The 18770-nt window shown below is 65.7% G+C and carries 16 protein-coding genes; 6 read left to right on the top strand and 10 right to left on the bottom strand.

Features of this window, described 5'->3' with window-relative positions; genetic code table 11:
- Positions 1 to 55: 55 nt before the first annotated feature.
- From IB230_RS16985 to dnaA, 8 genes are all read right to left on the bottom strand, one after another.
- A complete protein-coding gene (locus IB230_RS16985) occupies positions 56 to 733 on the bottom strand; it encodes an energy transducer TonB (RefSeq protein WP_192274054.1) in 678 nt (225 codons plus the stop codon).
- A gap of 159 nt (positions 734 to 892) precedes the next feature.
- Complete coding sequence (locus IB230_RS16980; protein WP_192274053.1) at positions 893 to 2083, bottom strand: tetratricopeptide repeat protein; 1191 nt, start codon at positions 2081 to 2083, stop codon at positions 893 to 895.
- 134 nt (positions 2084 to 2217) lie between these two features.
- A complete protein-coding gene (locus IB230_RS16975; RefSeq protein WP_192274052.1) occupies positions 2218 to 3024 on the bottom strand; it encodes a M48 family metallopeptidase in 807 nt (268 codons plus the stop codon).
- Positions 3025 to 3093: 69 nt separating this feature from the next.
- On the bottom strand, positions 3094 to 3930 hold the full coding sequence (locus IB230_RS16970; RefSeq protein ID WP_192274051.1) for a CPBP family intramembrane glutamic endopeptidase: 837 nt from the start codon (positions 3928 to 3930) through the stop codon (positions 3094 to 3096).
- Between the two features lie 10 nt (positions 3931 to 3940).
- Positions 3941 to 6406: a DNA topoisomerase (ATP-hydrolyzing) subunit B gene (gyrB, locus tag IB230_RS16965; RefSeq protein WP_192274050.1), complete on the bottom strand. Its 2466-nt coding sequence runs from the start codon at positions 6404 to 6406 to the stop codon at positions 3941 to 3943.
- A gap of 112 nt (positions 6407 to 6518) precedes the next feature.
- A complete protein-coding gene (gene recF / locus IB230_RS16960) occupies positions 6519 to 7625 on the bottom strand; it encodes a DNA replication/repair protein RecF (protein ID WP_192274049.1) in 1107 nt (368 codons plus the stop codon).
- 198 nt (positions 7626 to 7823) lie between these two features.
- Complete coding sequence (gene dnaN, locus IB230_RS16955; protein ID WP_192274048.1) at positions 7824 to 8924, bottom strand: DNA polymerase III subunit beta; 1101 nt, start codon at positions 8922 to 8924, stop codon at positions 7824 to 7826.
- Positions 8925 to 9397: 473 nt separating this feature from the next.
- A complete protein-coding gene (dnaA, locus tag IB230_RS16950; RefSeq protein ID WP_192274047.1) occupies positions 9398 to 10726 on the bottom strand; it encodes a chromosomal replication initiator protein DnaA in 1329 nt (442 codons plus the stop codon).
- Positions 10727 to 10996: 270 nt separating this feature from the next.
- Here dnaA and rpmH point away from each other — a divergent pair, with 270 nt between their 5' ends.
- The 6 genes from rpmH to IB230_RS16920 all read left to right on the top strand — a co-directional run bounded on the left by rpmH (position 10997) and on the right by IB230_RS16920 (position 16755).
- Positions 10997 to 11137 carry a 50S ribosomal protein L34 gene (gene rpmH / locus IB230_RS16945; RefSeq protein ID WP_027083663.1) on the top strand — a complete coding sequence of 47 codons (141 nt, stop codon included), beginning with the start codon at positions 10997 to 10999 and terminating at the stop codon, positions 11135 to 11137.
- A gap of 85 nt (positions 11138 to 11222) precedes the next feature.
- Positions 11223 to 11663 carry a ribonuclease P protein component gene (rnpA, locus tag IB230_RS16940; protein WP_192274046.1) on the top strand — a complete coding sequence of 147 codons (441 nt, stop codon included), beginning with the start codon at positions 11223 to 11225 and terminating at the stop codon, positions 11661 to 11663.
- A gap of 13 nt (positions 11664 to 11676) precedes the next feature.
- A complete protein-coding gene (yidC, locus tag IB230_RS16935; protein ID WP_192274045.1) occupies positions 11677 to 13383 on the top strand; it encodes a membrane protein insertase YidC in 1707 nt (568 codons plus the stop codon).
- Between the two features lie 88 nt (positions 13384 to 13471).
- Entirely contained in the window at positions 13472 to 14812 is a 1341-nt protein-coding gene (mnmE, locus tag IB230_RS16930) for a tRNA uridine-5-carboxymethylaminomethyl(34) synthesis GTPase MnmE (RefSeq protein WP_192274044.1), read from the top strand.
- A 233-nt stretch (positions 14813 to 15045) separates the two neighbouring features.
- Positions 15046 to 16035, top strand: a complete 990-nt coding sequence (locus IB230_RS16925; protein WP_192274043.1) for an energy transducer TonB — start codon at positions 15046 to 15048, stop codon at positions 16033 to 16035.
- A gap of 168 nt (positions 16036 to 16203) precedes the next feature.
- A complete protein-coding gene (locus IB230_RS16920; protein WP_192274042.1) occupies positions 16204 to 16755 on the top strand; it encodes a porin family protein in 552 nt (183 codons plus the stop codon).
- Positions 16756 to 16808: 53 nt separating this feature from the next.
- Here the strand turns inward: IB230_RS16920 and IB230_RS16915 are convergent, their stop codons facing one another.
- Together IB230_RS16915 and IB230_RS16910 are read right to left on the bottom strand one after the other, a co-directional pair.
- On the bottom strand, positions 16809 to 17990 hold the full coding sequence (locus IB230_RS16915; RefSeq protein ID WP_192274041.1) for an ABC transporter permease: 1182 nt from the start codon (positions 17988 to 17990) through the stop codon (positions 16809 to 16811).
- Positions 17987 to 18733, bottom strand: a complete 747-nt coding sequence (locus IB230_RS16910; protein WP_192274040.1) for an ATP-binding cassette domain-containing protein — start codon at positions 18731 to 18733, stop codon at positions 17987 to 17989. Before IB230_RS16910 ends, IB230_RS16915 begins: the two co-directional genes overlap by 4 nt.
- Between the last annotated feature and the right edge of the window lie 37 nt (positions 18734 to 18770).

The raw sequence follows: 18770 nt of genomic DNA, 5'->3' as shown, positions 1-18770 counted from the left end.
AGTGTTGATTGAGGGTGTTGCGGGTTACGTTGGCGTCGGTCGATGCCTGGCGGCATCAACCACCGCCCATGTTGAAGTCGACCGGCACGCGGACGCGACCTGCCGCCTTCTGGCCATTGACGACGGACGCGTTGAAGCGCCACTTGCGTGCGGCATCCATGGCAGCGCGATCAAGATCGCGGTTGCGGCTGGACTTCTCCACGGACACGTTGGTCACGTTGCCGTTGGCGTCGACGTCGATGATCAGGATGACCGTGCCTTCGATGCCTGCGCGGATGGCAGCAGGCGGATAGCGCGGCGGGTTCATGTTCTTCGACGAGATGTCCACGCTGGCGCCGATGTCCGGCGTCGGGGACGGCGGGGCCGGCGGCGACGGCGGCGTCACGATGTCGGTCGGTCGCGGTTCGGCGACGTCGACCGGCGGCGCTTCAGGCGGCGGCGGCAGCGGCGTGGTGCGCGGCGGAGCCAGGTTCTTGACCGGCGGCGGCGGCGTGTCCTGCGGCGGCGGCGGCGGCGGCGGCGGGGGAGGCGGGGGCGGTGCGTCGACGATGACGACCGACGTCCGGCGCTCCTTTTCCTTTTCCGCCGGCGGAGCGACCGCCGGGATCAGCAGCGCAAGCAGCGCAGCTGCGTGCAACGCGATCACGAAGGCAATACCGATGATACGGGGCCAGTTGAGGCTGTTGTCCTCTTCCTGTTCCCGGTACCTGTTGATGACCAGTTGTTCAGCCATGCGCCAATTAACTCAAGGTTGATACGGGCGCCGGGGCGCCTCGTTGATTCTGGATCCTGCCGATGGTTTTCATCGGCGGAACCCCCAGCTTATACCAATCCGACACCCCGATGCCATCATCCAAACGGCTTTTTTGGCCTTCGGTGTCAGTGGATCCCGTTACGGCAGCGCGATGATCTTCTTCGCATCTTCCGGCTTCTTGATTCCCTTCTCCAGCGCCGCGCGGGCGGCGGTCTTGGCCTCGGGGATCCGGCCTTCCTGCCAGAACACGCGCGCCAGGTTGAGGTAGGTGTCGCCATTGGGGGCCAACGGAGCGGCCTTCTGCCAGGCATCGATGGCCTGCGGGATCTGCTCGGAGTAGTAGTACGCTTGCGCCAACGCGAGTTGGGTCTGGTAGTCCGGCTTCAGCGCCCCTTTCTGCAGGCCCTCGTTGACGACGGAGATGACTTCCTTCTCCTTGCCGTCCATGTTGGCGTACGTGACATAAAGCTGGCGGTATTCCTTTTCTTCGGTCAGCTGGCCGGCAGCGCGCAGCTTTTCCAGCGTGGCGGCGGCCTTGTCGAACTGGTCCGCCTGCTGGTAGGTGGCCACCAGGTTGAGCTGTGTCTTCTTGTCGCCCGGAGCCTTGGCCGCCATCTGCTCGGCGATCTTCACCGCGTCAGCGGGACGATCCGCACCGATCAGCGAGGCGAGCAGCAGGCTGTACCAGCTGTCCTTGGGCTCCGGCGTGGCCGCGATGGCTTTCTCGAGCACCGGAATGGCGTCGTTGAACTTCTCCATCTGGTACAGGGCCTGGCCCTTCTGGATCAGGTCTTCGGGCTTGCTGGACTTCGTTTCGGCCAGGTAGCGGTCGAGGTTGGCCATGCCCGGCTCGAACTCCTCGTCCTGCAGCTGCAGCTGCGCCAGCATCAGCAGCGACTGATAGTGACCGTTATTGTCGAGCGCGTTGAGGTCCACGGCCTGCTGCAGCAACTGCTTGGCGGTCGGCATGTCGTCGAGGTTGTAGGCGGCCTGCGCGCCCAGCTGCGCCGCCATCGCCTTGTCGTACTCGTTCGCGTTGGAATCGGCCAGCAGTTCCTTTGCCAGGGTGAGGGTCTCGGCCTCGTTGTCTTCCTTTTCGTATGCCTTGAAGAGCTTGCTCAGCTTGCCCTGCGCCTTGCTGGAACCCTTGGCCTTGGGCTCTTCGCGCGTCGCATCGGGATAACGCGCCTCGGGCTTGCTGCTGTTCTTGCGGCCACCACGATCGGCCGAGCGGGCGTCGTACGCCACGGCGTCGGCAACGACGGCGCCGCCGAAAGCGGCCAGCAACATCAGGCTGAGAAGGGTCTTCTTGGGCGTACGGTGCTTCATGTCTGAACCTCGTGGGGCCATGCAGAAGGAAGATCGTTCTTCCCGTCTGCGTGCGGGGCCGGCAAAACTAACAGAAACCTGGGGAAGGCGGATACCGTTTCAGGTGTTGCTTAGCAGCAATACCGTGGCGTGTGTCAGCCGCATTTCGGTGCGTTTCCAGCCTTCCTGGCTGCCTCGTAGGTGGGTACGAGGGAGGGTGCGTCGCGCTCCAGTTCCCGGATGCGGTTCGCTGGATCGGGGTGCGTCGACAACCACTGCGGCGAGCGCCCGCCGCTGGCGGCCATCATGTTCTGCCAGAGTCCGACGGCCTGGCGCGGATCGAAGCCGGCCTGTGCCATCAGCCGCTGGCCAACGACATCGGCTTCGCTTTCCTGCGTGCGCGAACCAGGCAGCAGGAAGGCCGCCTGCGCTGTCATGCCGCCCAACTGGTTGACGGTACTGGCGGCGCCGTCGCCGTAACGGGCACCGGCCAGCGCGCCCAGTACGCCCAGGCCGGCCTGGGCACCCATCTGCCGGGTGATGCGTTCTTCGTGGTGGCGCGCGATCACATGGCCGATCTCGTGGCCCAGCACAGCTGCCAGCTGGTCCTGATTCTTGGCGACGGTGAAAATGCCGGTGTTCACGCCCACCTTGCCTCCGGGCAGGGCGAACGCGTTGGGCTCGTTGTCGGTGAAGACCGCGGTTTCCCAGGCGACGCTGCGTTGTTCCGGCGGCAATTGCCGTACCAGCGCATTGACCACGCAGGTGACGTAGGCGTTCTGTTTCGCGTCCCGGTTGAGGGTTTCCTTCGCCTTGGTCTCGGCGAAGGCCTGTGCGCCCAACTGGTCGAGCTGCGCCTGCGACACACCGCCGACCATCTGCGTGCGGCCGGTGGGCGAGGTGGTGGTGGCGCAGGCCGTCAGGCCCAGCACCATGGCGGTTCCGAGGATCCGGAGTTTCATGCTCGCCCCCTGCGACATTGCGTGACACCAGAGTCTGGGCAAGCGCGTCTTAAACTTTCGTCAATCACATTAGACCGGCGCACCGCCGTAAACCTGCAGGACAGCCAGCGCTATCGCATTGTTCAGGATGTGGGCGGCGATGGGTGCCCACAGGGTGCCGGTCCGGCGGTACACCCAGGCAAAGATGGCGCCCATGCCGGCGTAGACCAGGATCAGGAACACCGTGCTGTCCGCCGGCTTGCCGTTGAGGCCGGGCAGCTCATGGACCAGCGCGAAGACCAGGCTGCTGAGGATCAGCCCGAGGACCGGCCAGCCGCCCTGCCAGAGTCGTCCGAACAGGACGCGGCGGAACAGCAGTTCCTCGTACAAAGGCGCCAGCACCACGGCGAACAGCGCCAGGAACACCGGGAACCGGGCGAATCCTTCCCGGATCAGGTCCAGGTTGCTGGGTTCGAGATCCAACCCCAGCGCGCGCCCACCAGCGCTCATCACTGTGCTGAAAAGAAACGTCGCCAGGCCCGCCACCAGCGCCCAACTCCAGGTCGCGGGAAGACGCAGGCGGTCAAGGGAGTCGCTCCGCTCCGCGGCAGTCGCGCGGCGGCGCCAGAAGTACAGCACAAGCGCCGTACCGCCCGTACTGACCAGCGTAGTGACGATCAGGAAGAGGACGGGCGGCGTACCGAGCTGCGCCTGCAAGGCCTGCGCATCCGGCGCTCCCCCTTGCTGTTGCGCAATCCGGATGCCTTGCCACGCGGCCCATCCGACAAGGCCCAGCATCAGCGTCGAAAACGACAGCGTGATCGCGAGCGCCACGTCGACAGCGAACGCCGACAGCACGCTGCGCAAGGGCAGGGGGGCCGGCTTCGCCCCGACGGCGTCGGGCGGCAGGGAGCGCACCTCGCTCATTCGCGCTGCGTCAGATGTCGAGGTTGGACACCTTCAGCGCGTTGTCTTCGATGAATTCGCGGCGCGGCTCGACGACATCGCCCATCAGCGTGCTGAAGATCTGGTCGGCGGCGACCGCATCCTCGATGCGCACCTGCAGCAGGCGGCGCGTGTCGGGATTGACCGTGGTGTCCCACAACTGTTCCGGATTCATTTCGCCCAGGCCCTTGAAGCGCTGGATGCTGCGGCCCTTCTTGGCCTCCTCCAGCAACCATGCCTGCGCATCCGCGAACGTGGCGACAGGCTGCGCCTTGTTGCCGCGGATGACCTGCGCGCCATCGCGCACCAGACCGTGCAGGAGTGCGGCCGCTTCGCGCAGCGGGCGCAGTTCGCCACTCTCGAAGGCCGACAGCGACAACACCTGCACCAGCTCCTCGCCCATGTGCCGGCGCGTGGCCAGCAGCGCAGCCGGGCGCTGTTCGGTGGCGGGCTGCAGCGTCAGCGCGTAGCGCGCACTGCCCAGGCTGCCACGGTTGAGCTTGGCTTCCAGCGCATCGAGTTCGTGGCGCTCGTCGATGTTCTGCTGCAGGTGTTCCGCATCGAGCGGCGTGAAGTCGATCAGCGATTCCAGCAGCACCGGGTCGTAACGGTGCGCATTGCGCGCGATCACGTCACGGGCGGTGGTGAACACCAGCAGCAACTTCTCCAGCGCCTCGCCGGAGATCGGTGGTTCGCCATCGGCAGGAATCAGCGACGCGCCTTCCACCGCGTTGTTCGCGAGATAGACATTGAGTGCCGCGTCATCCTTCAGGTACAACTCCTGCTTGCCCTGCTTGAGCTTGTACAGCGGCGGCAGGCCGATGTAGACGTGGCCGCGCTCGATGAGTTCGGGCATCTGCCGGTAGAAGAACGTCAGCAGCAGCGTGCGGATGTGCGAGCCGTCGACGTCGGCGTCGGTCATGATGATGATGCGGTGGTAGCGCAGCTTGTCCGGGTTGTACTCGTCCTTGCCGATGCCGGTGCCGAGCGCGGTGATCAGCGTGCCGACTTCGGCGCTGGCCAGCATGCGGTCGAAGCGCGCACGTTCCACGTTGAGGATCTTGCCGCGCAGCGGCAGCACCGCCTGGTTCTTGCGGTTGCGGCCCTGCTTGGCGGAACCGCCTGCGGAGTCACCCTCGACGATGAAGAGTTCCGACAGCGCCGGATCCTTCTCTTGGCAGTCGGCCAGCTTGCCGGGCAGGCCGGCGATATCCAGCGCGCCCTTGCGACGGGTCAGGTCGCGCGCCTTGCGGGCCGCCTCGCGCGCACGGGCGGCATCGACGATCTTGCCCGCGATTGCGCGCGCCTCGTGGGGGTGTTCCTGCAGGAACTCCTCCAAACGTGCACCGAACGTGCTCTCAACGACCGGCCTGACGTCAGAACTGACCAGCTTTTCCTTGGTTTGCGAGGAGAAGCTCGGGTCCGGCACCTTCACCGACAGCACGGCGATCATCCCTTCGCGCATGTCGTCGCCGGACAGGTTGACCTTGGCCTGCTTGGCGATGCCGTTCTGTTCGATGTAGTTCGTCAGCGTGCGCGTCAGCGCCGCACGGAAGCCGATCAGGTGGGTACCGCCATCCTTCTGCGGAATGTTGTTGGTGAAGCAGAACATCGTTTCCTGGTAGGCGTCGGTCCACTGCAGGGCGACTTCCACCGTGATGCCGTTCTGTTCGCCACTGACCGCGATCACGTTCGGATGCAGCGGTGTCTTGAGGTGCGCCAGATGCTCCACGAAGCTGCGGATGCCACCCTCGTAGTGGAAGTCGTCGTGACGGCCTTCGCCGCGTTCGTCGACCAGCACGATCTTGACGCCGGAGTTGAGGAACGACAGTTCGCGCAGGCGACGGGCCAGGATGTCGTAGTGGAACTCGACGTTGCCGTGGAAGGCCGTTACCGACGGCCAGAACCGCAACGTGGTACCGCGCTTCGTGCTGCTTTCAACCTGGTTCAGCGGGCCGAGGGCGGCGCCGTTGCTGTATTCCTGACGGTAGTGGGAACCGCCCTGGAAGATATCCAACTGCAGCTTCTCGGAGAGTGCGTTGACCACGCTCACGCCCACGCCGTGCAGGCCGCCGGACACCTTGTAGCTGTTGTCGTCGAACTTGCCGCCTGCGTGGAGGACGGTCATGACCACTTCGGCCGCAGAGACCTCGCGACCCAGCTTGGCGCTCATCTGCGCATGCTTGCCGACCGGGATACCGCGACCGTTGTCGGAGACCGAGACCGAGCCATCCGCATGGATCGTCACCGCCACGTGGTCGGCATGACCCGCCAGGGCCTCGTCGATCGAGTTGTCGACGACTTCGAACACCATGTGGTGCAGGCCCGTGCCGTCGTGCACGTCGCCGATGTACATGCCGGGGCGCTTGCGGACCGCTTCCAGACCTTCCAGGGCGGTGATGCTGTTCGCGTCGTACGTATTGCCGTTCGGTGCAGAAGAGGTCGTTTCGTCGGTCATTCGCTTCGGGTCGGCTGCATGGCGGACGCCGCGCCACCGGGTCGGTAGGCGCAATGCGCAGGCCAAAGGATCAATGCGGAATTATAGCACCGGTGGGCACTTAGCCCCGGGTTCAGGCACCCGGGACAGGCTGGACGGCCCCTTGTTCCACGTGGAACAGGGTTGGACGGATGCCAGTGTCGGTCAGCCCCATCGGACGCTCGGTCCCCGTGATGAAGACCTGTGCACCGCTGGCGAGCAGGCGTTCCAGGATTCGGCGCTGATGGTGCCGGTCGAGTTCGGACGCCAGATCATCCAGCGCCATGACCGGCCACTCGCCGCGACGACGGGCAAAGTCCTGCGCCTGCGCCAGCAGGCATGAAAGGGCGGTCAGCTTGGCCTGGCCACGTGACAGAGTTTCGCGTTGGGGCAGGGTGGAGTACTCGATACGCCAGTCGGCCCTGTGCGGCCCCACCGTTGTGTAACCGGCGGCACGGTCCCGTTCGCGGGACAGCAGCAACGCATCCGACAGTGAAAGCTCATGGCGGCGCCATCCCGGCAGGAACTGGAGCGTTGCAGCGCCGAGCGACGGGGCAAGTTCACGAACCACGTCCGCCAGATCGTCTTGGAGAGCGTCCAGATAGCGTTGACGGTGGCCGGTCAGCGGTTCGCCGACGTCCGCAAGTTCGTGGTCCCACGCATCCAGCTGCGTACCGCCGATGCCTGCCTTGAGCAGGCTGTTCCGCTGCTTCAATGCACGCGCGTATCGGCGCCACAAGGGGAGAAACCCCCCTTCACGGCCCTGTTCCACGTGGAACAAGCCCCAATCCATGAATCGGCGGCGCGGTTCGCCCCCGCCAGTGACCAGCGCGTGGCTGCCGGGTTCAAAGCTGACGACAGCCAGGGCGGCGCAGAGATCTCCCAGCTGAGCGACGTTCTCGCCGTCCAGCCTGCCGGTCCATGCCTGCCCAGTGTGTCGCAAGCCTGCCCGTCGATGACGGCCCTGGCTCGATTCACGCCATTCGACGAAAACCTCGACCGCCTCCGAGCCTGTCCGCACCAGCCCGTCCCGCACCCGGCCACGGAAGCTCCGGCCATACGCCATCAGATGCAGGGCCTCAAGCAGGCTGGTCTTGCCTGCGCCGTTATCACCGGTGATCAGGTTGAGACCGGCTTCCGGTGTCAGGGAGACTTGCGGAAATCGCCGCAGCCCGCTGGCTTCCAGTCGGGTTACCTGCATCGGAGACGCCTCGCGCAAGACCATGGACGCAGGCTGTCAGGGACCGGAGCAGAAAAAGGGCAGGAGACCACCAGCGTCATGGATCAAATTCTAGCGTGTGAGGTATCCGGGCCGGGCCCACATGAATCCTGCGGAACCCAAACGAAATCGCCCGGCCTGAGCCGGGCGATGCATTGTGTTCCACGTGGAACAGACATGTCAGAGACGCAGCGGCATCACGACGTGCCGCGACTTCTCGCTGCTGGCTTCGCGAACCAGGGCAGAGGAGTTGGCATCGCGCAGCTGCAGGACGATGTGCTCATCGCGTAGCGCCGAGAGCGCATCCAGCAGGTAGTTCACGTTGAAGCCGATCGCCAGGCCGTCGACCTTGGTGTCCGCCTCGATTTCTTCCTGGGCCTCTTCCTGTTCGGGATTGTGGGCGCTGATCTTCAGCTGGCCAGGCGAAACCTCGACACGGACGCCGCGGTACTTCTCGTTCGAGAGGATTGCGGCGCGCTGGAGGGCGGCGCGCAGGACTTCGCGGTCGAGCAGCACTTCACGGTCAGCACCGATCGGAATCACCGCGGCGTAATCCGGGAAGCGCCCGTCGATCAGCTTGGAGGTAAAGGTGACGTCGTCGCGCTTCACCCGGATATGGCTGCGGCCGACTTCCAGTTCCAGCGCACGGTCGCCACCTTCCAGCAGGCGCTGCAGCTCGGTCACGCCCTTGCGCGGCACGATGATCTGGCGCTTGCCGACAGGCGCGCCTTCCAGCTGCGACTCGCACATGGCAAGGCGATGACCATCGGTCGCAACGCAGCGCAGGGTGCGCTCGCTGAGGTCGAACAGCAGGCCATTGAGGTAATAGCGAACGTCCTGCTGGGCCATTGCGAACGAGGTGCGCTCGATAAGCTCCTTAAGCGTCGCTTCCGGCACCTCGATGCGCTCGGTAGCTTCCACTTCGTCGACCGACGGGAAATCGTTGGCAGGTAGCGTCGCCAGCGTGAACCGGCTGCGTCCGGCCTGCACTGTGACCTTGTCGCCCGTCTGACTGACGGTGACTTTGCTGCCGTCGGGCAGGGCACGAATGATGTCGAACAACTTGCGCGCCGGGATCGTGGTCTCGCCGTCCTGTGCGTCATCGACAGCACTGCGGGAAATCATCTCGACTTCCAGGTCCGTGCCCGTCAGCGACAACTGGCCGTTCTGCACCTGCACCAGGAAATTCGCCAGGACCGGCAGCGTCTGCCGGCGTTCTACCACGTTGACCACCTGGGCCAACGGCTTGAGGAAAGCTTCGCGCTGCAGACTGAAACGCATGAGTGTTGGAGCCCCTTAGCTTTGGATTTTTAAGACTAAAAGCTTAAAAGCTGGTGGTGATGGTAGGCCTGAAAATCCGGGAAAACCTACCTAACCCCATGAATTCGCTTTGTTTTTTCTTCCCCCAACCCGGTGGACAGGGTCGGTTGCAGCTGTGTCGGAACCTGTGGACAACTTTTGCCTCTGAAAGCGCGCACATCTTATCCACAGATCGTGCGCCCGGTTGCCCACGAAGTTATGCGTTGCCGTCTCCGAACCACTTGCCTACAGTGCGCTCCAGGTTGGGTAGCACGATCCTGCTGGCGACGTGAAACGGCGCCGCGATCAGCGCGAGCCTTACCGGTCCGGTACCTGCTCTCACTAAAGCCGGGTCCGCGAAAACCCCGTGTACCGCACAGCCACATGTATTGCCTGGACAGATAACGCACCGATCGAAGACTCGCGGATAGCGCAGCCCGATGTGGGGCCCACGCTTACTCGCTGAGTTTCCGGATCAGCTTGTCCCAGTCCTCGCGCAGCTTGCCGTCCGTCTCCATCAGAGTGCGGATCTGGCGACAGGCGTGCAGCACGGTCGTATGGTCGCGACCGGCGAACGCATCGCCGATTTCAGGCAGGCTGTGTTCGGTCAGTTCCTTGGCCAAGGCCATCGCCACCTGCCGCGGGCGCGCGAGTGAACGCGTGCGCCGCTTGGACAGCAGGTCCTTGACTTGCAGACCGTAGTAGTCTGCCACGGTCTTCTGGATATTGGGGATGCTGATGGCCTGCTGCTGCGCGCGCAGCAGGTCGCGCAAGGTTTCCTGCGCGAACTCGGTGGTGATGGCGCGGCCGGTGAAGTTGGCTCGGGCCGCCAGCGTGTTGAGCGCACCCTCCAGGTCGCGCACGTTGCTGCGCATCTTCTTGGCCAGCAGGAACGCCACGTCATCGGGGATCTGCGCGCCCCGCTCGTGCGCCTTGGCGAGCACGATTGCTGCACGCGTCTCGAAGTCCGGCGGATCGATCGCCACGCTCAGACCCCAGGCCAGGCGGGACTTCAGTCGTGGCTCCAGGCCTTCCACTTCACGCGGATACCGATCACAGGTCAGGATGATCTGCTGGCGGCCATCGAACAGCGCGTTGAAGGTGTGGAAGAACTCCTCCTGCGTGCGGTCCTTGCCCGCGAAGAACTGGATGTCGTCGATCAGTAGCGCGTCGACCTGCTGGAAGCGGCGCTTGAACTGGTCCATCGACTTTTCGATCAGCGCCTTGGTCATGGCACTGAAGAACTGCTCGCTGCGCAGGTACAGCACGCGCGCATTCGGATTCTGCCGGCGCATCTCGTTACCGGCGGCGAACATCAGATGGGTCTTGCCCAGGCCGGTGCCGCCGTACAGCAACAGCGGGTTGTGCGACCGGTCGCCCGGCTTCTGGGCGGCCTGCCAGGCGGCGGCGCGACCCAACTGGTTGCTGCGGCCCTCGACGAAGTTGTCGAAGGTGTAGTGCGTATCCATGTTGCCGGCAAACGGTTCGACCGGCGCGACCGCACTGGCGGCCGTGGGCGATGAAACCGGCGCCGCACTGTCCACCGGCTTGCTGCGCGAACCGATCTCCAGCGACACATCGTCATGGCCGGCGAAGTAATCCAGCAGCTCGCGGATGCGGCCGAGGTAACGTTCGCGAACCTGTTCGACGATGAACGCATTGGGTGCGTACAGCACCATCGCGTTGCTGCGCTGCTCGGCCTGCAAGGGCTTCAGCCAGGTATGTACATCCTCGGCCGGCAATTCGGCTTCCAGGCGTTCGAGGCAACGTGGCCAGGCATCCATCAGGTGGAACAACTCGCGTGTGGGGGAGAACAGGCCATCCCGCATTGCCGGGGGCAGCGCGGGGCGGAATCACTGGGGTCGGCCAGACTACCACCGGTGCCGGGACCCGCCAACGATCCTGTGCATAAGATGTGGATGACAGGACGAACGGCATCGCCTGACATGCGGTCTGCGCGGCATGTGTTTCGAAAGCACGCAGGGAGTTGACCCTAACCCGGTGGTTCCTATAGAATTTCCGGTTCTTTCCACCCGAACACGCCCGAGGGCCCCATGGCCACCAAGCGCACTTACCAACCCAGCAACCTCAAGCGCAAGCGCGATCACGGCTTCCGCGCCCGTATGGCCACCGCCGACGGCCGCAAGATCCTGGCCCGTCGCCGTGCCAAGGGCCGCAAGCGCCTGACCGCCTGATGGCTTGGCCGCATCGCGGCCATGCTTCCATGCGTTCCCTGCATCAAAAGGAGCCCGCCCGTTCACGAGCGGGCTTCTTGCTGAGATGAGCACGGCATTCCCGCGCAGCGCGCGGGTACGCGCAAGCGCCGAGTATGCGCGCGTGTTCGAACAGGCCCGCCGCACCTCCGATCCGCTGATGAGCCTGCACTGGCTCCCCGGCGAGGGTTCTGCACGTCTTGGGCTGGCGGTGTCCCGCAAGGTCGATACGCGGGCCGTCGGCCGCAATCGCATCAAGCGTCAGTTGCGCGAACACTTCCGTCGCCTCCGCGCCACGCTGCGGGGTGGCGACTATGTCGTTGTCGCCCGTGCGCCCGCGGCGAAAGCCGATCCCGCCCAGTTGCGCGCGACCTTCGAACGCGTGTTGGCGCGCGCCGGCGCATTGCCCGTATCGGCACCGGGCGGCACAATGCCGCCGGGCTTGAATTCCCCCGCGCCGCTACCCACTCCTTCTTCTTCGACCAAACCGGTTTCCGACGCCGGTTGAGATTGCCTGCCTGATGAACCAGACCCGTGTATTCCTGATCTTCGCCTGGCTGATGGTGGCGACCCTGTTGTGGTTCGAATGGAGCCGGGACAAGGCAGCACCTGCGGCGCCAGCGGTAGCGGCGCAGACCACCACGACCCCGGGCAGCACGGTCCCGACCGCGGTGGCGCCCAGCACCCCAACCTCCGGCAGCGTGCCCAGCGCGCCCACCGTGGCACCGATGCCTGCCACCGCATCCAAGGGCGTCGCGGGTCCACGCGTGACCGTGAACACTGACGTCCTGCGCCTGGTGCTGGACGGCGGCAGCGTGTTGGAAGCCGACCTGCTGCACTATCCGCAGAGCAAGACGCCGGGCAGCGGCCCGGTTCGGCTCTTCAGCGAAGATCCGCAGCATTTCTACACCGCCGAAAGCGGCTGGGTCAGCGCAGGCTCGAAGGCGCCGGACCACCATGCGTTCGTGCCGGAGAACGGGGCAGGCGAGGTTGAACTCGCGAAGGGTGCGGACAGCCTCATCGTGCCCTTCGTCTGGCAGGGCCCGGATGGCGTCACCGTCCGTCGCACCTACACCTTCAAGCGCGCCAGCTACGAAATCGAAGTCCGCGACCAGGTGGTCAATGCCGGTGCCGGCACCTGGCAGGGCACGGTCTATCGCCAGCTGCTGCGCACGCCGCCGCTGGTCAAGAGCGGCATGACCAATCCGGAGTCCTTCAGCTTCAATGGCGCCACCTGGTGGGATGGCAGTTACCAGCGCCGCAAGTTCAACGAGGACTACCTGGAGGACGGTCGCGTCAACCAGCAGGTCAAGGGCGGCTGGATCGCCATCCCGCAACACCACTTCTTCAGTGCGTGGATTCCGCAGGCCGAAGACACAACCACCATCTCGCTCGACAATCCGGACAACGGCACACGTGCGCTGATCCGCGAAATGGGCCCGGGCGTCAATGTCGGTCCCGGTCAACAGGCCACCACCACCGCCCGCCTGTGGGTCGGTCCGAAGCTGGTCGACAAGATCCACGCGATCAACGCGCCGGGTATCGACCGCGTTGTCGACTACAGCCAGTTCTCGGTCCTCGCGCTGCTGGGCCAGGGCCTGTTCTTCGTTCTCAACATGTTGCACGGCTTCATCGGCAACTGGGGCTGGGCGATCATCGGACTGGTGATCCTGGTGAAGCTGGCGCTGTATCCGCTGTCGGCGGCGCAGTACAAGAGCTTCGCGAAGATGCGCAAGTTCCAGCCGCGCATCCAGCAGCTGAAGGAGCGCTACGGCGACGACAAGCAGAAGTTCCAGGTCGCCATGATGGAGCTGTACAAGAAGGAGAAGATCAACCCGATGGGCGGCTGCCTGCCGATCCTCGTGCAGATGCCGGTCTTCCTGGCGCTGTACTGGGTGCTGGTGGAATCGGTCGAACTGCGCCAGGCACCGTGGTTCGCGTGGATCCAGGACCTGACTGCGCGCGATCCTTACTTCATCCTGCCGGTGCTCAACATGCTGGTGATGTGGCTGACGCAGAAGCTGACGCCGGCGCCGGGCATGGACCCGATGCAGCAGAAGATGATGCAGTTCATGCCGCTGGTGTTCGGCGTGATGATGGCCTTCTTCCCGTCGGGCCTGGTGCTGTACTGGGTCACCAACGGCGCGTTGGGCCTGCTGCAGCAGTGGTGGATGACCAAGCGCCACGGCGAATCGGCGACGCCGCCGAAGACCGCGATCGCGAAGTAATCCGCACCCGCCGCAACGCCACGAAGCCCGCCCTCCGGCGGGCTTCGTGTTTCCGCTACCCTGAAAACTCTTCCGCGAACCCGCAGCCATGCCGCCAGCCCAGGACACCATCGTTGCCATCGCCACCGCTCCCGGCGCGGGTGGCGTCGGCATCGTGCGCCTGTCGGGTCCGGCCGCAGCGGCGATCACGAACGCGATCTGCGCCCGCCCGCTGACACCACGCCATGCGCACCACGTGCGCTTCCGCGATACCGAGGGCGGCACGATCGACGATGGCATCGCGCTGTCGTTTCCCGGCCCCGCGAGCTTCACCGGCGAGGACGTCGTCGAACTGCAGGCGCATGGCAGTCCCGTCGTACTGCAGCAGCTCGTCGCGCGCGCCTGCGCACTCGGCGCACGGATGGCGCGTCCCGGCGAATTCTCCGAACGCGCCTTCCTCAACCGCAAGCTCGATCTCGCCCAGGCTGAAGCAATCGCCGACCTGATCGCCGCCGCCGATGCGCGCGCTGCCCGCGCCGCGCGGCGATCCCTCGATGGCGTGTTCTCCGAGCGCGTCGACGGCATCGGCCAGTCGTTGCTCGCCCTGCGGGTGCACGTCGAGGCCGCGATCGACTTCGCCGACGAATCGATCGACACGCTGGGTGGTGAACAGGTGCGCCTTCGCCTGGCCGACGCGCGGCAACGCCTGGACACGCTGATCGTTGACGCCGAACGCGGACGCAAGCTGCGTGACGGCGTGCACGCGGTGATCGTCGGTCCGCCGAACGCCGGCAAGAGCTCGCTGCTCAATGCGCTAGCCGGCAGCGATCGCGCCATCGTCACCGACGTCGCCGGCACCACCCGCGATACGTTGCGGGAGACGATCCGCCTGGACGGACTGGAACTGCACCTGGTGGATACCGCCGGCCTGCGCGACGGTGGCGACGCCATCGAGCGCGAGGGCATGCGGCGCGCGCGCGCCGAGCTCGCCCGCGCCGACGTTGCACTGGCGGTCGTCGACGCGCGTGATCCGGAGGCCGGCCGTGCGGCGGTCGCGGACAGCATCGATGGCGTGAGTACTGTCCTGTGGATCCACAACAAGGTCGATCTGCTGACCCACGTACCTGCGGAGGACGATGATCGTGTGTACGTCTCCGCCGCGCAGGGCTTCGGCCTTGATCGGCTGCACCGGCGCCTGCGTGCGCTGGCGGGTGGATCGGCCAGCGAGGGCGGCGATGGCGAGTTCTCGGCGCGTGCCCGTCACGTGGAGGCGCTGCACCGCGCCGGCGCCCATGCGTCCATGGCCGGCGACCAGCTGCGGCACGAACAGCTGGAACTGGCAGCGGAGGAACTCCGCCTGGCCCACGATGCGCTGGGCGAGATCACGGGTCGCCTCAGCGCGGACGACATGCTGGGGCACATCTTCTCCACGTTCTGCATCGGCAAATGACAGTGCTGCGGCGCAGTCCGCCAAAAGTGTGACAGAGATCAAGTGTGGGCCCAGAGGCGCCGACGTACTCTGGCGTCCGGGTAGGGGTACCCGGAAGGCATCGCGCCATTCCAGCCCGGACGGGGCCTGGCAGGTGGCGGGCCCGTGCTGATTCGCGACACCCGCCACCGCGCTTGCGCGCGGGTCGACGGCGTGTCGACAACATTAGAAACGTACTTGGGGGAGTTGAAACGATGTCCTTGATCCAGACCACCGGGCGCCTGCGCTACGCCGCGCCGCTGCTGCTGATCGTTGCGATGGCGGCGTGCTCCAAGCAGGACGAGGCCGCCGCGCCGGCGACCGCACCCGCGACCACGCCGGCTGCACCGCCGCCGCCGGCCGTGTCCGCCGAAGTCCAGGCAATGGATGCCGACAGCCTGCGCGACGCCGCCACCAAGGCGCTACGCGAGAACCGCATCTATGCGCCGGGCGGCGACAACGCCATGGAGTACTACCTGGCCCTGCGTGACAAACTGCCGAACGATCCGGGCGTCACCAGTGCGCTGACCGACCTGATGCCCTATACCTTGATCGCCGCCGAGCAGAGCATCGCGCGCGAGGAGTTCACCGAGGCCCAGCGCCTGTCGGCGATCATCGAGAAGGCCGATCCGAAGGCGCCCGCCTTGCCGCGCCTGCAGCAGAGCATCGCCGCCGCGCAGCAGGCGGTCGCCCAACGTGCGGTCACCGACGAAGCCGCCAAGACCAAGGCGGCCGAAGATGCGCGCCTGAGGGAACAGCAGCGACTGACGCAGGTGGCGGACCAGCAGCGCGCCAACGAAGCCGCCGCCGCCCAGCAGCTCGTCCAGCAGCAGGAAGCCGCCCGCGCCGAAGCTGCCCGCCAGGAAACCGAACGCCAGGCCGCCGCCCAGCGTGAGGCGGCCGAACGCCAGGCGGCTGCGGCCCGCGCCGCCGCTCCTGCCGCGGCGCCGTCGCAGGCCCTCCGCGCAGTGAGTACGCCCGCCCCGCGCTACCCGCCGGAAGCCCTGCGCTCGGGGACCCAGGGCGAGGTGCTCGTCGAGATCACGGTCGGTACGGATGGCTCGGTCACCAATGCCCGCGTCGTGCGTGCGACACCGGCGCGCGTGTTCGATCGCGAAGCGTTGAACGCCGTGCGTCGCTGGCGCTTCGAACCGGTGGATGCGCCGGTCACCACCCGTCGCACCATAGGCTTCAGCCCGGGCTGATCGCCCCCACAGGAACGTGATGCGAAACGCCGGCATGCAGCCGGCGTTTTTTTGCGCGAAAGGTCTCGCCTAACACTAGAGCGACAACACTGGACGACAACACGGACGACGCTTACTGTGCCGCCGCCCGCACGACGGGCGTACATCACAACAACACGGAAGGATTCCATGAAGCGATTCACCCTTGCCGGCGCCGTTGCGCTGGCGTGCCTCACGCTCTCGTCCACCGCCGCCGCCACCGAGGCCGGCCAATGGTATGGACGCTTCGAAATAGGCCACAGCGACCTGAAGATCGAGGTCGACGGATTCAGCGCCGACGATACCGACACCGTCTACGGCCTGCGCATCGGCCACTACTTCACCCCCAACGTCGCGATGGAAGGCTTCTATTCCATCCTCGGTGACCGCTCGGTCGATGGCGTGTCCCATGACATGGACGTCGCTGGTCTGGGCGTGGTGGGCAAGAAGAACTTCGGCGCCGACAACACCGGCTTCTTCATCGCCGGCCGCGCGGGTGCGCAGAGCGTCAACACCAAGCTGAGCGCGGGCGGCTACCGTCTGCGCGAGCGCTCGACCAAGCCGTACGTCGGCGTGGGCGCGGGCTACGACTTCGATCACCACAACGGCCTGAGCCTCAACTACGACTACAACACGGGCGACCTGTTCAACGCAGACGTCACCGCACACACGCTGACGCTCGGATACGAATACCGCTTCTGAAGAAAAAACGGCCACCGCGAGGTGGCCGTTTCCGTTCCAGGGAGGTGCGACGGTCAGCCGGCGATAGCCAGCTTCTCCTGGTGATAGCGCCGCACCGCCGCGAACCACAGCAACGCCGCTACACCGAACGCGGCAGCGATGTAGATGCCCCACGTCTGCGGCCCGATGTACTCGTTGCGGATCACCTTCAGCAGCAACTGGTTCTGCGCCAGGAACGGCACGGCGAACTGCCACGGCTGGCTCTTCAGCGGATTGGCCATCAGCGCGAACGTCGGGATCATCGGCAGCAGCATCAGCCAGGTCATGTGGCTCTGGGCTTCCTTCATGCTCTTGGCGGAGGCGGCCAAGTAGGTCAGCAGCGACGTGCCGATGAACAGCATCGGCAGCAGGATCAGCAGCATCTTGGCCATCGACAGGAACGACACGTTCAACTGACGACCCAGCGTGCCCGCGAACTGCGCGCTGAACTTGAACGCCAGCAGCGTCAGCAGCAGCGTGGCCAGGCCGATCACGCATGCGGCCGCGATCTTGCCGCTGACCACTGCACTGCGAGGCGCCGGCGTGGCCAGCAACGGCTCCAGCGATTGCCGCTCGCGCTCACCTGCCGTCGCATCGAGGATCAGGTAGGCGCCGCCGATGAAGGACGTCAGGATCAGCAGGTAGGGCAGCAGCACCGACAACAGCATGCCCTGCTTGGCCTCGGGCGTGGCCAGGTCCTGCATGCCCACGTTCACGGGCCGTGCGACCGACGCATCCACACCGCGCGCGAGCAGGCGCAACGCCCCAACCTGCTGGCTGTATGCCGACAGCGCGGCGTTGACGCGCTGGGTGGGAATGTCGGCATCGCGGCGCGTGCTGTCGCGGATGATCTCGACCAGCGCCGGACGGCCGTTGCGCCAGTCGTCGGCGTAGTCGGGGCTGATGCGCAACGCCACATCGATCTCCTGCGAACGGATCGCCGCGTCGAGATTGGCCGGCGCCTTCGCCGTGGTGATGCCGTTGGTGGCAAGGAACTTCACCAGGTTCGGCGCGTGCTCGGCGCCCACCATCGGAATCTCCAGCGTCTTGTCGACCTGGGTGCGGATGCGGTTTTCGGTCAGATAGCCCATGCCGAGCATCAGGGCGGGATACAGCAGCGGTCCGAGGAACAGCGCCAGCGCCAGCGTGCGCCGATCGCGCGACAGGTCGCGCAGTTCCTTGCGCATCACGGTAAAGACGGTACGGAACATGTTCATGCCAGCAGGCCCTCCTCCGAACCGATGACCTTGACGAAGGCATCCTCCAGGTTGTCCTCGCCCGCCTGCTCGCGAAGCTCATCGGCAGTGCCGGCGGCCACGACGGTCCCCTTCGCGATGATGACGATGCGGTCACACAGCGCAGCGACCTCCTGCATGATGTGGCTGGAGAAGATCACGCAGCGGCCTTCCTCGCGCAGCTGGCGCAGGAAGCCGCGCATCGCGCGGGTGGTCATCACGTCCAGGCCATTGGTGGGCTCGTCGAGGATCACGTTGCGCGGGTCGTGGACCAGCGCGCGGGCGATCGCGGTCTTGGTGCGCTGGCCCTGGCTGAAGCCCTCGGTCTGGCGGTCCAGGATGTCGCCCATGTCCAGTGCCTCGGACAACGCCTTCGTCCGTTCGGCGATCTGCTTCGACGACAGTCCGTGCAGCTCGCCGAAGTAGGCGATGTTCTCGCGCGCGGTCAGGCGCTTGTACACGCCGCGCGCGTCGGGCAGCACGCCCAGCGCGCGACGCACGGCGACGGGATCCTGGGTGGTGTCGATGCCATCGACCTTGATCTCGCCGCGGTCGGGCGTCATCAAGGTGTACAGCATGCGCATGGTGGTGGTCTTGCCGGCGCCGTTGGGGCCGAGCAGGCCGGTGATCTGGCCGTCGTGGGCGGTGAAGCTGACGCCATCCACGGCGGTGACCGTTCCGGTCTTGGTCTTGAAGGACTTGTGCAGGTCGTTGGCGATGATCATTCGGTCATGTCCATTGAAAGTGGCGGGCGCGCAAGGC

This window comes from Pseudoxanthomonas sp. PXM01 (assembly GCF_014851815.1).
In the GTDB taxonomy this organism is placed as follows: Bacteria; Pseudomonadota; Gammaproteobacteria; order Xanthomonadales; family Xanthomonadaceae; genus Pseudoxanthomonas_A.
The sequence above is the reverse complement of the archived record's forward strand: the minus strand, read 5'-3'. Positions and strand labels throughout refer to the sequence as shown.